The sequence below is a fragment of the Streptomyces sp. NPDC006207 genome, from assembly GCF_040613835.1.
Classification (GTDB): domain Bacteria; phylum Actinomycetota; class Actinomycetes; order Streptomycetales; family Streptomycetaceae; genus Actinacidiphila.
Genome location: NZ_JBEXSX010000006.1, coordinates 76,469 through 89,878, shown reverse-complemented (window position 1 = coordinate 89,878; position 13,410 = coordinate 76,469). Strand labels below are relative to the sequence as shown.

14 protein-coding genes are annotated in these 13,410 nt (G+C 75.0%); 6 read left to right on the top strand and 8 right to left on the bottom strand.

The window, feature by feature from the left end:
- Nucleotides 1-130 precede the first annotated feature (130 nt).
- A complete protein-coding gene (locus ABZ312_RS06475) occupies nucleotides 131-613 on the top strand; it encodes a Rieske (2Fe-2S) protein (RefSeq protein ID WP_499510498.1) in 483 nt (160 codons plus the stop codon).
- Here ABZ312_RS06475 and ABZ312_RS06470 read toward each other — a convergent pair.
- Entirely contained in the window at nucleotides 596-1,270 is a 675-nt protein-coding gene (locus tag ABZ312_RS06470; protein ID WP_500436641.1) for an isochorismatase family protein, read from the bottom strand. The genes ABZ312_RS06475 and ABZ312_RS06470 overlap by 18 nt on opposite strands.
- 85 nt (nucleotides 1,271-1,355) lie before the next feature.
- On the opposite strand from ABZ312_RS06470, the gene ABZ312_RS06465 reads away from it, so the two are divergent.
- Nucleotides 1,356-1,826, top strand: a complete 471-nt coding sequence (locus tag ABZ312_RS06465; protein ID WP_500436639.1) for a pyridoxamine 5'-phosphate oxidase family protein — start codon at nucleotides 1,356-1,358, stop codon at nucleotides 1,824-1,826.
- A gap of 46 nt (nucleotides 1,827-1,872) precedes the next feature.
- Here ABZ312_RS06465 and ABZ312_RS06460 read toward each other — a convergent pair whose 3' ends face one another.
- A complete protein-coding gene (locus tag ABZ312_RS06460) occupies nucleotides 1,873-2,787 on the bottom strand; it encodes a LysR family transcriptional regulator (protein WP_500436638.1) in 915 nt (304 codons plus the stop codon).
- Between the two features lie 68 nt (nucleotides 2,788-2,855).
- On the opposite strand from ABZ312_RS06460, the gene ABZ312_RS06455 reads away from it, so the two are divergent.
- The gene (locus ABZ312_RS06455) at nucleotides 2,856-3,839 is read left to right on the top strand and encodes a DMT family transporter (RefSeq protein ID WP_500436702.1); all 984 of its coding nucleotides are present in this window, start codon (nucleotides 2,856-2,858) and stop codon (nucleotides 3,837-3,839) included.
- A 22-nt stretch (nucleotides 3,840-3,861) separates the two neighbouring features.
- On the opposite strand, the gene ABZ312_RS06450 is transcribed toward ABZ312_RS06455, so the two are convergent.
- Nucleotides 3,862-5,193, bottom strand: coding sequence for an aminotransferase class I/II-fold pyridoxal phosphate-dependent enzyme (locus ABZ312_RS06450; protein ID WP_500325130.1), 1,332 nt, complete (start codon nucleotides 5,191-5,193; stop codon nucleotides 3,862-3,864).
- Nucleotides 5,194-5,228: 35 nt separating this feature from the next.
- Between ABZ312_RS06450 and ABZ312_RS06445 the strand changes: the two genes are divergently transcribed.
- On the top strand, nucleotides 5,229-5,900 hold the full coding sequence (locus ABZ312_RS06445; RefSeq protein WP_500325131.1) for a pyridoxamine 5'-phosphate oxidase family protein: 672 nt from the start codon (nucleotides 5,229-5,231) through the stop codon (nucleotides 5,898-5,900).
- A gap of 14 nt (nucleotides 5,901-5,914) precedes the next feature.
- On the top strand, nucleotides 5,915-6,553 hold the full coding sequence (locus ABZ312_RS06440) for an FMN-binding negative transcriptional regulator (RefSeq protein ID WP_500325133.1): 639 nt from the start codon (nucleotides 5,915-5,917) through the stop codon (nucleotides 6,551-6,553).
- On the opposite strand, the gene ABZ312_RS06435 is transcribed toward ABZ312_RS06440, so the two are convergent.
- The 4 genes from ABZ312_RS06435 to ABZ312_RS06420 form a co-directional block, all read right to left on the bottom strand.
- Nucleotides 6,550-8,070 carry an FG-GAP repeat protein gene (locus ABZ312_RS06435; protein ID WP_500436635.1) on the bottom strand — a complete coding sequence of 507 codons (1,521 nt, stop codon included), beginning with the start codon at nucleotides 8,068-8,070 and terminating at the stop codon, nucleotides 6,550-6,552. The two genes, ABZ312_RS06440 and ABZ312_RS06435, sit on opposite strands and share 4 nt — an antisense overlap.
- A 774-nt stretch (nucleotides 8,071-8,844) precedes the next feature.
- The gene (locus ABZ312_RS06430) at nucleotides 8,845-9,825 is read right to left on the bottom strand and encodes an EamA family transporter (protein ID WP_500325137.1); all 981 of its coding nucleotides are present in this window, start codon (nucleotides 9,823-9,825) and stop codon (nucleotides 8,845-8,847) included.
- Nucleotides 9,826-9,837: 12 nt separating this feature from the next.
- Nucleotides 9,838-10,398 carry a peptidase gene (locus tag ABZ312_RS06425; RefSeq protein WP_500436633.1) on the bottom strand — a complete coding sequence of 187 codons (561 nt, stop codon included), beginning with the start codon at nucleotides 10,396-10,398 and terminating at the stop codon, nucleotides 9,838-9,840.
- A 152-nt stretch (nucleotides 10,399-10,550) separates the two neighbouring features.
- Complete coding sequence (locus ABZ312_RS06420; protein WP_500325141.1) at nucleotides 10,551-11,633, bottom strand: aldo/keto reductase; 1,083 nt, start codon at nucleotides 11,631-11,633, stop codon at nucleotides 10,551-10,553.
- Nucleotides 11,634-11,787: 154 nt separating this feature from the next.
- Here ABZ312_RS06420 and ABZ312_RS06415 point away from each other — a divergent pair, with 154 nt between their 5' ends.
- Nucleotides 11,788-12,705: an AraC family transcriptional regulator gene (locus tag ABZ312_RS06415; RefSeq protein ID WP_500325143.1), complete on the top strand. Its 918-nt coding sequence runs from the start codon at nucleotides 11,788-11,790 to the stop codon at nucleotides 12,703-12,705.
- 4 nt (nucleotides 12,706-12,709) lie between these two features.
- Here the strand turns inward: ABZ312_RS06415 and ABZ312_RS06410 are convergent, their stop codons facing one another.
- A complete protein-coding gene (locus ABZ312_RS06410; RefSeq protein WP_500436631.1) occupies nucleotides 12,710-13,405 on the bottom strand; it encodes a pyridoxine/pyridoxamine 5'-phosphate oxidase in 696 nt (231 codons plus the stop codon).
- Between the last annotated feature and the right edge of the window lie 5 nt (nucleotides 13,406-13,410).

Here is a 13,410-nt window from a genome sequence, read left to right as displayed (position 1 = left end):
GCCCTGTGATTTTCCGGGGGATGGTTGAACGGCTCACCCATCTCGTCCGTACGACAGGGCAGGGCGTGAACGACGCTCCCGGGCCCCGGCTGGCGGTCCGGAACGGACGAGGCAACAGGATGTGTGACGCATGGCCGAGACGACTGGCACCGCAGGAGCTCCGACCCGCCGCGCCGTGGTCGCCGGGGTGGGTGCGGCGGGGCTCGCGGCCGCGCTGGCCGCGTGCGGTGACTCCAACGACTCCGCAGGCGCCTACAGCCCTGCCGCGCCCCCGCAGGGCGGCGACCAGGGGACCGGAGGGTCGGCGCCCGCCGGCGGCGGGGCCGAGGCGGCGCTGGCCAAGACCTCGGACATCCCGGTCGGCGGCGGCAAGATCTTCGCGGACAAGAAGGTCGTCGTCTGCCAGCCCGAGGCGGGCTCGTTCAAGGCGTTCTCGGCGATCTGCACTCATCAGGGCTGCGCCGTCAACGAGATCGCAGGCGGCACGATCAACTGCCCCTGTCACGGCAGCAAGTTCAGCATCAAGGACGGCAGCGTGGCCAACGGCCCTGCGACCCAGCCGCTGCCGGCGGCGAACATCAAGGTGGAGGGGGACTCAGTGGCCCTGGCCTGAGCCCCCCGGGCCCGGCCCGGACCGTTTCCAGCTGCCGATGACCTCGTCGGCGGTGGTGACCGTGGCGACGAGCGCGAGGGTGTGCCGGACCATGTCCGCGGTGTACGACTGCGGCACCCCGGCGATGGCGTCCGCGGGCACGACCGCCTGGTAGCCGAGGTTGACCGCGTCGAAGACGGCGTTGGGAACGGCCACGTTGGCCGACACCCCGGTGACGACGACCGTGCGCACGCCCAGGTTGCGCAGCACGGCGTCGAGGCCGGTGCCGGCGACCGGCGACAGCCCGTGCAGCCGTCGCACGACGAAGTCGCCGGCACCGACCGCTATCTCCTCGGCGACCTCGACCGCCGGTGTGCCGGCGACCTGCAGGACGGGCAGCCGCTCGGCGGCGCGGAAGATCCGCGCGTTGCGGCTGGACCCGCGGCCGTCGGCGCGGCGTTCGGCGACGGCGTGCACCACGGTGGCGCCCGCCGCGTGGGCCGCGGTGACCAGCCGCGCGGTGGCGTCCAGCGCCCCCGAGGCCCGTACGGCGGCCGCGAGTTCCGGCAGCGCGCCGTCCGGGCCGACCACCCCGCGCTGGCACTCGACGGTGAGCACGGCGGTGGACCGGGGGGTCAGGAGCGCGTCGAGCCTGCGGTCCCGGTTGCCGTCCGTCATGCTTGCCCCCTCGCGCGCGGCTGCCCTACCGTCGTCCCAGGTGACCGTATCTGACGAACCGTCAGGCAGGGAAGTGGGGGCGCACATGGCCGTCGCACAGCGGCGCGGACGCCGGATCATGATGACCCCGCAGGAGATCGACACCTTCCTCGGCGCGCAGCGCACCTGCCGCGTCGCGACCGTCTCGCCCGACGGCCGCCCGCACGTGGGCGCGCTGTGGTTCGTCTGGGACGGTACGTCCCTGTGGCTGTACTCGATCGTCCGCAGCCGCCGCTGGGCCGACCTGCGGCGTGACCCGCGGGTCGCGGTCGTCGTCGACGACGGCACGGAGTACGGCGAACTGCGCGGCGTCGAGCTCTCCGGCACCGTCGAGTTCGTCGGCGAGGCGCCCCGCACCGGCGGGCCCCACCCGGACCTGGAGGTCGTCGAGCGGCTGTTCGCGGCCAAGAACTTCGGCCTGGAGTCCATGCCCCACGACGGCCGCCACGCGTGGCTGCGCCTGACCCCGGACTCCGTCGTCTCCTGGGACTTCCGCAAGATGCCCGGCCTCGGCTAGCCCATGTCGTCCTGGACCACGCGCGCACCGGCATCCCCGAGGGCGATCAGCCCTCGGCTGCCGCCACGTCCTCCCCTGCCCGGCGCAGGGCCTCGACGGCGGCGCGGATGGCGGGGCGGCGGTCGGCGTCGGAGCGCCAGACGGCGTAGATGTGGCGCTTCATGGTGTGGCGCACGCGGATCGCGCGGACCCCGGCCGGGAGGGAGCCGCGGCCGAGGCGCGGGACGACGGCGACGCCCAGGCCGGCGGCGACCAGGGCGAGCACGGTGGGGTGCTCCTCGGCGTGGTGGGCGATGCGCGGTTCCACGCCCTTGCCGCGCAGGGTGAACAGCAGCCACTCGTGGCAGAAGCCGCCGTCCGGCCAGGCGATCCAGTCATCGTCGGCGAGGTCGCCCAGGTCGACCTCGTCGCAGCCCGCCAGGGGGTGGCCCTCGGGGACGACCACGTCGGCGAGGTCGTCGAGCAGCGGCTCCTTGGCCAGGCCGCCGGGCAGCGACAGCGGCTTGTTGTACCAGTCGAGGACGACCGCGAGGTCGATGTCGCCGCGCACGAGCCGGGCCAGCGCGTCCTGGGGCTCCATCTCGTGGACCATCGCGCGCAGCTTGGGGTGGTCGTGCCGCGTCGCCGCGAGCGCCTGCGGGAACAGGCCGCGCACCGCGGTGGGGAAGGCCCCCATGCGCAGCTCGCCGACCGCGGCGCCGCGGTGCGCCTCCAGGTCGGAGTGGGCGAGCTCGACGAGGGAGAGGATGCGGTCGGCGTGCCCGGACAGCAGCCGGCCGGCGTCGGTGAGGCGGACCCCGCGGCCGTTCCTGGCCAGCAGCGTCTGCCCGGTCTCGCGTTCGAGCTTGCCCATCTGCTGGGAGACGGCCGAGGTGGTCACGTGCAGGACGTCCGCCGCGGCGCTCACCGAGCCGTAGGTGGAGATCGCATGCAGGATGCGCAGGCGCTCGAGGTTCAACATGTAAGCAACACTACGTGATCACCGGCAGGTTTTCTCGCTTGTCCTAAGAGGTTCAATCCGTCATGGTGATGGCCATGAGCGCACCCAGCACCCGCCACCCTGCCGCCGTGGCCGCCCCCTCCCCCGCCGGCACCTCACCCGCCCCCGCCGCCCCATCGGTCACCGCGCGCCGCCGCCCCGTCGTGGACTGGCGCGTCAGCTGGGCCGTGCTCGCGCTCATCTGGGGCTTCAGCTTCCTGTTCATCAAGGTGGGCACCGAGGCGTACGCCCCGCTGCAGGTCGCGCTCGGCCGCATGGTCTTCGGCACCGCCGTGCTGGCCGCCGCCTTCGCCGTGAAGCGGGAACGGATGCCGCGCGGCGCCCGCACCTGGGGGCACATGGCGGTCGCCGCGCTGCTGCTGAACACGCTGCCGTTCACACTCTTCGCGTACGCGGAGCTCACCATCCCCTCCACGCTCGCGGGGATCTGCAACGCCACGACCCCGCTGTGGAGCATGGTGCTGTCGGTGGTGGCGCTCTCGGACGACAAGCCGACCCGGCAGCGGGTCGCGGGGGTCGGCATCGGCTTCGTCGGCGTGCTGACCGTCCTCGGCGCCTGGCAGGGCTTCTCCGGGACGGATCCGGCGGGCACCGCGATGGCGCTGGGCGCCTCCGCGAGCTACGCGGTGGGGTGGATCTACGTGCGCCGCACCCTGAGCGGCAGCGGCAACTCGGCGCTGTCGATGTCCTCCGCACAGCTGCTGCTCGGCACCGTCCAACTGGCCGTGCTGGCCCCGCTGTTCACCTCCACGCCGGGCTCGTTCCCGCTCTGGCCGACACTGTCGGTCGTGGCGCTGGGCGCGCTGGGCACCGGGATCGCCTTCCTCCTGCAGTACGGGATCGTCGCGGAGAAGGGCCCGACCATCGCCACGATGGTCACCTACCTGATCCCGGTCATCGCGACCGCGGCCGGTGTCGCCCTGCTGGACGAGCACCTGACGTGGAACGAGCCGGTCGGCGCCCTCGTCGTGCTCGCCGGCGCGGCGCTGACCCAGCGCCGTCCGGCGGCCTGACCCCCTCCGGCCCGCGCCCCCGTCAGCCGAAGCGCCCGGCGCGGTGCGGCCGGACGGCGGCGGCGACGGCGTCGGCCAGGGCCGGGACCTCGTCCGCCGCGACCGGGGAGACGGTGATGCGGATGCCCGGCGGGGAGTCCAGGCGGAAGCGGGCGCCGGGCGCGACCGCCCAGCCCGCCTGCAGGAGCCGGGCGACCGCCCCGGTCTCGTCGGGCACCGGGACCCAGACGTTCATGCCGCTGCGGCCGTGCGCGGGGACGCCGCGGTCGGCCAGCGCCCGCACCAGCGCGTCGCGGCGCGCGGCGTACGCGGCGGAGACGGCCGGGACGTCGACCGCTCCGGTGCGCCAGAGGTGGGCGACGGTGTGCTGCAGCAGATGGCTGACCCAGCCGGGCCCGAGCCGGTAGCGGCCGCGGACCCGGTCGAGCGTGACCGGGTCGCCGGTGAGGACGGCCAGGCGCAGGTCGGGGCCGTAGGCCTTGGCGGTCGAGCGGACCAGCATCCAGTGCGGGGTGCTCCCGGCGAGCGGGTGCAGCGGCAGCTCGGTCAGGCCGTTCACATGGTCGTCGTCGATGACGAGCACCTGCGGGTGGCCGCTCAGGACGGCGCGCAGTTCGCCGGCGCGCGCCGCGGAGAGCGTGGCCCCGGTCGGGTTCTGGCCGCGGTCGGTGACGATCAGCGCCCGCGCGCCCTGCCGCAGGGCGGCGTCCACGTCGTGCGGCAGCGGGCCGTCGTCGTCCACGCCGACCGGGACCGCGCGCAGCCCCAGGGCGGGGACGAGGTCGAAGACGCTGCCCCAGCCGGGGTCCTCCACCGCCACCGCGTCCCCCGGCCGCAGGTGGGCGGTGAGCGCGCGCTCCATGGCGTCGAGCGAACCGGAGGTGAGGCCGACCGGGCCGGCCGGCACCCCGTCGGCGTCGAAGGCGGCACGCGCGAGCGCGGCGAGCTCCTCCTCGACCGGGGACCGCCCGTACAGCGTGGGCTGCCGCGCGTTGCGGGCGGCCGCCTCGGCCAGCGCCTCCCCGAGCGGGGGCAGCAGGGCGGAGTCCGGGTTGCCCGTGGACAGGTCCCGCACCCCGGGCGGCACCTCCAGGCGGATCTCGTCCCGCGCGGTGGTCGCCGGACGCCGGCGCACCCGGCTGCCGCGCCGGCCCGCCGTCTCGATGACGCCGCGGTCGCGCAGCAGGCGGTAGGCGGCCGCGACGGTGTTGGGGTTGACGCCGAGTCCGGCGGCGAGCTCCCGCAGCGGCGGCAGCGCGGCGCCGGGCGCGAGCGCGCCCTCCCCGATGGCCCGTTCGACGCTCGCCGCGATGTCCGCTGCGCCCCGACCGGTGAACGTGTACTCTCCTAGCACAAAAAGCATTATGCACTAGTGCAAAGGATCGCGCCATGTCCGCCACGCCCTCCGCTGCCGATGCGTACGCTCCCACCGACCTCACGGTCCCGACCCGCAGCCGCGAGCGCGCCTCGTACGACCGCGACCTGGTGCACGCGATCCTCGACGCGGACTACCTCTGCCACCTCGGCTTCGTCCGCGACGGGGCACCGGTCGTGCTGCCGACCCTCTACGCGCGCGTCGGCGAGCGACTCTACGTGCACGGCTCCACCGGCTCCCGTCCGCTGCGCGGCGCCGGCGAGGACACCGGGCTCCCGGTCTGCCTGACCGTGACGCACCTGGACGGGCTCGTGCTGGCCCGGTCCGCCTTCCACCACTCGATCAACTACCGCTCCGTGGTGGTGCACGGCGTGGCCCGCCAGGTCACCGACCCCGCCGAGCGCTCCGCGGCCCTGGACGCCCTCGTCGACCACATCGTGCCCGGCCGCGCCGCCGACTCCCGCCCCGCCAACGCCAGGGAACTGGCCGCCACCGCCGTCATCGCCCTCGACCTGCACGAGGTCTCGGCCAAGGTGCGCACCGGCGGCCCCGGCGACGACCCCGAGGACCTGGCGCTCCCCCACTGGACGGGCGTGCTGCCGGTGACCCGCTCCTACGGGACGCCCGAACCCGCCGACGACCTCGACCCGTCGATCACCGTCCCCGGCTACCTCACCGCGCGCTGAAAGGAGCCCCGCGCATGCTCGTCCACCCCTGGGACGCCGCCCTCGACGAGGCCGAGTGGCAGGACTGGCTGGCCGCGCGCGACTTCGGCCAGCTCGCGGTCAACGGACTCGACGGCGCGCCCCCGTTCGTCCAGCCGCTGCACTTCGCCTACGACGCCGTACGGCGCGAGGCGGTCACCCACCTCGCCCGGCCGAACCCGCTGTGGGCCGCGATCGAGGCCCACCCCCAGGTGACGCTCAGCGTCGTCGACGACTACACCTTCATCCCCGGCCCCTGGCACGCCCCCGAGGGCACCCCGCCCGAGCACGGGACGCCCACCAGCTACTACGCTGCCGTGCAACTGCTGTGCGTGGCCCACCTCGTGGACGACCCGCAGGAGAAGGCGGACCTGCTCCACCGGCAGCTCGCCCACTTCCAGCCGCGCGGCGACCACGCCCCCGTCGTCCCCGGCCAGGCGCCGTTCGGCCGGATGCTGCCCGGGATCCGCGGGCTGCGGCTGGAGGTCACCGACGTGCGCGCCAAGTTCAAGTTCGGCGGGAACCGCCCGCGCGAGACCCAGTGGCGGGTCAGCGGGCTGCTGGCCGAGCGCAACGGTCCGGGCGACGACGCCGCCCGGACCCAGCAGTTGCGCCGCCTCGGGCAGCGCGGCTAGTCGTCGATCGCCGCGCCGAACCGGGCGTTCTGGGACGGGGCGCCGAGCGAGCCGCCGCCGTACGTCCAGCTCCCCGGCAGCTTCAGGCCGCCGGCGCCCGCCGAGAACACCCACACCACACCGTCGTTGGTGTTCTCGCCCGGGGCCGCGACGAGCAGACCGAAGTAGCCGTCGCGGTTGGGGTCGGTGAAGGAGACCTGGGCACCGAACTTGTCGGCCTTCTCGGCGGCGCCCGGGACGCCCGCCGTGTTCTGGCTGACGTCCAGGACACCGGCGGTGGTCAGGCCCCCGGCCGAACCGCGCAGCACCCACACGGCTCCGGCGTCGGCGACGCTGCCGATGTCCTCGCCTGAGGCGCCGATCGCGACGTCCGCGTACCCGTCGCGGTTGACGTCCCCGACGGAGAGGTCCGAGCCGAAGCCGTCACCGCGCTCCGAGACACCCGGCACGCCGGCGTCGTCCTGGGTCCACCACACGGGCGGGCTCCCCGGACCCTCCTGCCCGACCGGCCCGTCCGGGCTGCCGTAGTAGACGCCGACCATGCCGCCGGTCATCGACGCGCCGCCGTCGTCGGGGCTGTGCGGCTCCCCGGTCACCAGGTCGTCGAAGCCGTCGCCGTTGACGTCGCCGGAGGCGACGACGGGGCCGCCGCGCAGGGCGGTGACGGGCAGCGGATCGATGTCGTCGCTGAGGAGGACGTACGACCAGCCGTAGCCCGGCTCGTCGCCCAGGCTGAGGCCGGAGACCACGAGGTCGGCCAGGCCGTTGTCGTCGTAGTCGCCGGTCGTCAGCGAGGTGGGTGCGATGCCGGGCCCTTCCGCCTGCCGGGCGAGCGGCGTGCGCCGCCGGTCCTTGAAGGGCGTGAAGGTCCCCGCGTCCCCGCCCTTGCGGGCGGCGGCCTGCGGCACGGACTCGTACTGGAAGATCGACAGCCCCACCTTGTCGATCACGGCGAGCAGGTCACCCGGGACGTAGGTGGTGAAGTGCCCGGCGGCCAGGGCGCTGCCGAACCGGTCACCCTTCATGGCGCTGACGGACTGCAGCCAGTCGCTCGCGGCGCCGGACAGCCCCTTCGCCGAGCCCCACAGGACCACGACGCCGCCCGCGTCGGCGCCGACGCCGCCCAGGTCCTCGCCGGGGATGCCGACGACGGCGTCGTCGTACCCGTCCCCGTCGAGGTCCCCGCTGGCCACGGCCTGGCCGAAGGCGTCGCCGGTCTCGGCGGCGCCGGGCACGCCGGAGGTGTTCTGGCTGAAGACCTTGGCGCTGGTGGTGACCCCCTTGGGCCCGCCGTACTGCACGGTGACGGCACCGGCGCCGGAACGCCCGCCCACGGTGGCGCCGGGCGCGCCGGTCAGCACGTCCTCGTACCCGTCGCCGTTGAAGTCCCGGTTGCGGTCACTTGCATGGGTGCCGCCGGGGGTCCCGGCGACGGAGGCGGGCGCGGTGGCGATGGCCGCGCCCGTGATGAGGAGAAACGACGCCGCGGTGACCGCAGCCGAGCGGTTCTTGCGCATGAACGGCTCCTTCGCTCAAGAACGACCGGGCGGTGCGGGGGTGTCCGGAAAGAGCCCGTTTCCTTCTCCGGCACGGTCTTTGACACGCCGTGGGGAGGAATGGTTGTAGGGGTGATTGCGGAAGCATGGACGGAGGAGCGCCGTCGGCGCACGGCACCGCGGGCACCACGACCGCCGCGGCCTCCCGGCCTGGCGGGTCGGACGCTCTCCACGGCCCGCGGGCCACAGCCTGGGACGAACCGACGAGCGCGACCGCCGCTACCGGACCGGGCGGACCGACCTGGCGTGCCGGCCCGGTGGGGCAGCGCGCCTGACGATCCGGTCGGGGACGATCACGCTGTGCCGGGGGCGGACCCGGCCGCCGCGCCAGCGGGGCCGCGCCCCCGACACCAGCGTGCGGCACGCGGACCAACGCGACCGCCGGTGCCGGACCCCCGCGGGCAGAACGCCCCGGCCGCCCGCGGCGCGTGGCCGCGACGACGAGCGACAACCACCTACCGGTGACTCCGGCGGACCACGCCGCGCCAACGCTGTCCGCGGCACGCGGACCAGCGCCACACTGGTGACGGCCCCGGCGGCCCGGCGGCTGGAACACCCCCGGACCCCACGGGACGTGGCCGGGCCAAGGGGCCGGCGCGCCTAGCGACCCGGACGGGGGCGACACAGGCCGCGCAGGTGTCCCGGACGGTCGTGCTGGTCCTCAGCAGCGGCGCGTCGCCGCGACGACCACCTACCCGAGACCCCCGCAGGGCGGCGCCGCAGCCGGCGGGAGCGTTACGCGGGTTGCGTCGCGGACGCGGCGGCCTCCGTGTCGGCCGGGGTGCCGGAGGCGACGACCGTGGTCGTGCCCTGCTTCTTGGCGGTCTGGGCGACGAAGGCGCCCGCCAGTACGAGCGTTCCGCCGATGACCTGCGGCAGGGCGAGGTGCTCGCCCAGCAGCACCCACGCGAAGACGGTGCCGACCACCGCCTCCAGGCAGGCCACGACTCCGGCCACCTGCGGCGACAGCCGTCGTACGGCGACCACGCCGGTCAGGTAGGCCAGCACGGTGGCCACCAGCACGACCCAGCCGACGAGCAGGACCGCGGGCACGTCGGTCTCGCCGAGCGCCGCCTGCCGGGTGAGCACCGACCAGTCCATCGACCAGGGGCGGGAGACCGCTGTGAGCACGACGGCGCCGATGGCCAGGCCGTAGGCGATGACGGCGACCGGGTCCGGCGCGTCGTCGCCTTCGCTGCCGTGGTCGGCCAGGACGAAGTAGCTGACCTGGCAGCAGGCGGCGCCGAAGGCGAGCGCCAGGCCCAGCGGGTCGAAGGCGAGCCCGGACCACACCTCGACCACCGCGGCCATGCCGCCGACGGCGAGCACGACACCGATCGCCGCGGCCTTGCTGACCGCCTTGCGCTGGACGAAGCGCACCCAGCCGAGCAGCAGCGCGGGACCGAGGAACTCCACGAGGATCGCGACGCCGACCGGGATGCGGGAGATCGCCGCGAAGTAGAGCGTCTGGACGCCGGCGACGCCGAGCAGGCCGAAGCCGAGCAGCAGACCGGGGCGGCGCAGCAGGAGCGCCCGGTGCCGCAGCACCACGGGGAGCATGACGAGTGTGGCGCCGGTGACGCGCAACCACACCACGTGCAGCGGGTCGAGCCCCGCCTCGATCAGCGGCTTGGCCGCCACCCCCGAACCGCCGAACGCGAACGCGGACACCAGCGCGAGCCAGAGCCCGGCGTTCCTCCCCTGAGACACATGCATCGGGCCATGATGTCAGCTCGCGACAGGACCGTCATCCCTGTGGCGACTGTCGCCCTCGGTACGTGGCAGGTGCGGGCGCCCGGCCAGGACCTCCGGTTCAACCCCCGCCGACCTCAGCACCTGCGCCGCCCGGCTCCCCCGGTCGGCGACGAGCGCGGCGAGCAGGTCGGTGCCGTCGGCCCGCGGCGCGTCCCGCTCCCCGGCGCGGACGGCGGCCGCGCGCAGGGCCGCGGCGGCGGCCGGGCTCCAGCCGGGTGCGTCCACGGCGGTGAGCACGCTTCCGGCGCCCGGGTCCTCGACCGCGTCCCGCCAGGCGATGCCGTAGCCGATGCTGCGCTGCGCGAGGTAGCCGAGGACGCGCGCCACCCGCCCGCCACCGGCGGCGGCACCCGTCGTACCGGCCGCGCCCGCCGCACCGTCCACGGCTTCCCGCGCCCGCGGGTCGGCCTCGAGGAGGGAGTGCAGGAGGTGCGCGGTGTCGACCTGCCGGTCCCCGTCCCTCGTGGCGCGCCGCCGGGCGGCGGCGGTCACGGTGCGCAGCTCGGCGCCGAGCCGCGAATCGTTCCAGTGCACGCGGTCCACCCCATCAGACGGCACGCCCGGGCGGCATCGCCGCACGGTCCCATTCCGCCGTCCTGCGCTGGACGGGCACCCCCGTGCGCCGCGTCCTCCTCAGGGATGACGCCGTCCCCAGGACCGGCCCCGGGCCGGGCGCCGCGGGCGGTTCAGTAGCGGACGTCGCTCTGCAGCAGCGGCGGGTACACCGAGGACGCCCGGCCGTCGACCGTGGTGCCCGCGAACTGCAGCATCGCCTGCAACTCGCCGTGCAGGGGCGCCGGATAGCCCAGCACCGGGGCCGACACCTCGTCCAGCCGCCGCAGGTGCTCCGGGGCGAGGACCGTCTCGAGGCCCGCGAGGTTGTCCTCGAGGTGCTCCAGTCGCCGCGCGCCGACGATCGGCACGACGGTGCCCTCGCGGGCGCGCAGCCACGCCAGGGACACCGCCGCCGAGGTGGTCCCCAGCTCGTCGGCGACGGCGGCGACCTCCTCGATCACGGGGTACTCGTCCTCCCCGGGACCGCCCACGAACGAGGTGCGGGCGGAGTCGGCGACCGCGCCGCCGCGCCGGTACTTGCCGGACAGGAAGCCGTTCTTCAGCGGGCTCCACGGCACGAGCGCCATGCCCTGGTCGAGGGCGAGCGGGGCGAGTTCGCCCTCCACGGTGCGGGCCAGCAGCGAGTACTCGACCTGCAGCGCGATCAGCGGGGTCCAGCCCTTCAGCAGCGCGGTGGTCTGGGCCTGCGCGGTCAGCCAGGCGGGGGTGTTGGAGAAGCCGATGTAGCGGATCTTGCCCGCGCGCACCAGGTCGTCGAGGGTGCGCATCGTCTCCTCGATCGGGGTGTGCCGGTCCCAGTTGTGCAGCCAGTACAGGTCCAGGTGGTCGGTACGCAGGCGGCGCAGGGTCTCGTCGAGCTGGGCGACGATCGAACCGCGGCCCGCGCCGCCGCCGTTGGGGTCGCCGGGGAAGAGGTTGGTGAAGAACTTCGACGCCAGCACCACGTGCTCGCGCCGCCCGGGGTGGGCGGCGAACCAGTCGCCGAGGATCCGCTCCGAGTGGCCGTTGGTGTAGAAGTTCGCGGTGTCGATGAAGTTCCCGCCGCGGTCCAGGTAGGTCGCCAGGATCTTCTCCGACTCCTCGACGCTGCACCCGGCGCCGCCGGGGTCCTCGCCGAAGGTCATCGCGCCGAGCGCGAACGGGCTGACCCGCAGCCCCGATCGGCCGAGGGTGACATAGTGGTCGAGCGGCATGGACGTGCTCCCTTGTGCGTCGGAATCTGTCCACTCCATGCAACGGGAGACGGCTCCGGCGGGGTAGACCGATCCTCGCGGGCTCTTGCCCGATCCTGCCGACTTCGCCCCGATCGGGCTTGCCGGGCCTCTGGAGGGGATGGTTCGGTGAGGTGTGCGCACCCCTTCCGACCTCCTGGACGAGGTCCGCGGCCTCATCTCGACCCACGCCCGGCCCGACCTGCGGACGCCCATCGACGGGCTGCTGCTCTCGCGGGTGGCGACCGCCCCGCCCGACTACTCGCTGACCGAACCGCTGCTGGTCGTCATGGCCCGGGGCGGCAAGCGCCTGCTGCTCGGCGACGAGGTGCACGACTACCGGGCGGGGCAGTACCTCGTGGTCACCGCGGTCCTGCCGGTCACCGGCCACTACGTGGACATGAGCCCGCGGCACCCCGCGCTGGGCATGGGGCTGGTCCTGCGCGCGGCCGCCATCGCCCCGCTGCTGCTGGAGGCACCGCCCGGGCGCCGGGCCCGAGCCGCGTCCGCCCCGCCCGCGATCGCGACCGGTGAGGCCGGACCCGACCTCCTCGACGCCGTCGTGCGGCTGCTGCGGCTGCTCGACCACCCCGCGGACGCCCCCGTGCTCGCCCCGATGATCGAACGGGAGATCCTCTGGCGGCTGCTCACCGGCCCCCACGGCGCCATGGTCCGTCAGATCGGCCTGGCCGACAGCGGCCTGTCCCAGGTCAGCCGGTCCATCCACTGGATCCGTGACCACTACGCCGAGCCCCTGCGGATCGAGGACCTCGCCCGTCTCGCCGGCATGAGCCCCTCCGCCTTCCACCGGCACTTCCGCGCCGTGACGACCATGAGCCCCCTGCAGTTCCAGAAACGCATCCGCCTCCAGGAGGCCCGCTCGCTCCTCGTGGCCCGGCCCGAGGACGTCGCGGGCGTCGGCCATGTCGTCGGCTACGCCAGCCCCACCCAGTTCAACCGCGAGTACCGCCGACTGTTCGGCGCCCCGCCGGGCCGGGACGCCGCCCGCGTCCGCACCGCTTCCGGCCCGCCGGGGGTGCGGCACCTGCCGTGAGGCCTCAGGGCCAGAGCAGTCCTCGTGTCCAGCCGCCGGGGGCGGCGGGGTCGCGGGTGTAGCGGAGGCGGACGTGGCCCTGGGCGGGGGCGGCCTGCCAGAACTCGGCCTCGTCGGCGACGAGCCGGTAGACGGTGTGGCCCTCGGGCACTTCGTCGGGGTGGGCGGCGACGTGCCCGGTGGCCCGGCGCCGGGCCTCCTCGTAGGCGGCGCGCCCCTGCATCGGGGCGCTCATCACGCCCGTGAAGCCGGCGATCCGGGAGGCCTCGCGGCGGCCGAGGAAGTCGCGGCGGGCGGTGGCGCGGTCCAGGGTCTCGACCGGCCCGGTCACCCGGATCTGCCGGCCGTGCCGCGGCCAGTACCAGGTGAGCGCGGCGTGGGGGCGGTCCGCCAGGTCGCGGCCCTTGCGGCTGGCCGCGTCCGAGGCGAAGTCGAAAGCGGGACGGTCGAGGTCGACGCCGCGCAGCATGAGCACCCGTGCCGAGGGCCGGCCGGCGGCGTCCGCCGTGCTGAGGGTCATGACGTGCGGTTCCGGGACGCCGTCGTCGAGGGCGTACGCCAGCCAGCGGGCGAACAGCGGCCCGGGTTCGGGTCCGGCGGTCGCGGGGTCGAAGGACGGGAGGGGTCCGCCGAGGACGGGCGCGGAGCGCATGCGCTCCCGGAGGGCGTCGGCGGTCACGGGTGCCTGGTCGTCGGTCACGCACC

Excerpts from the sequence above, each read along its gene's own strand:
- ABZ312_RS06445 (WP_500325131.1), top strand. The coding sequence starts at position 5,229 with ATGTCCGCCACGCCCTCCGCTGCCGATGCGTACGCTCCCACCGACCTC.
- ABZ312_RS06430 (WP_500325137.1), bottom strand. The coding sequence starts at position 9,825 with ATGCATGTGTCTCAGGGGAGGAACGCCGGGCTCTGGCTCGCGCTGGTG.
- ABZ312_RS06470 (WP_500436641.1), bottom strand. The coding sequence starts at position 1,270 with ATGACGGACGGCAACCGGGACCGCAGGCTCGACGCGCTCCTGACCCCC.
- ABZ312_RS06420 (WP_500325141.1), bottom strand. The coding sequence starts at position 11,633 with ATGCCGCTCGACCACTATGTCACCCTCGGCCGATCGGGGCTGCGGGTC.
- ABZ312_RS06465 (WP_500436639.1), top strand. The coding sequence starts at position 1,356 with ATGGCCGTCGCACAGCGGCGCGGACGCCGGATCATGATGACCCCGCAG.
- ABZ312_RS06455 (WP_500436702.1), top strand. The coding sequence starts at position 2,856 with ATGGCCATGAGCGCACCCAGCACCCGCCACCCTGCCGCCGTGGCCGCC.
- ABZ312_RS06440 (WP_500325133.1), top strand. The coding sequence starts at position 5,915 with ATGCTCGTCCACCCCTGGGACGCCGCCCTCGACGAGGCCGAGTGGCAG.
- ABZ312_RS06460 (WP_500436638.1), bottom strand. The coding sequence starts at position 2,787 with ATGTTGAACCTCGAGCGCCTGCGCATCCTGCATGCGATCTCCACCTAC.
- ABZ312_RS06475 (WP_499510498.1), top strand. The coding sequence starts at position 131 with ATGGCCGAGACGACTGGCACCGCAGGAGCTCCGACCCGCCGCGCCGTG.
- ABZ312_RS06435 (WP_500436635.1), bottom strand. The coding sequence starts at position 8,070 with ATGCGCAAGAACCGCTCGGCTGCGGTCACCGCGGCGTCGTTTCTCCTC.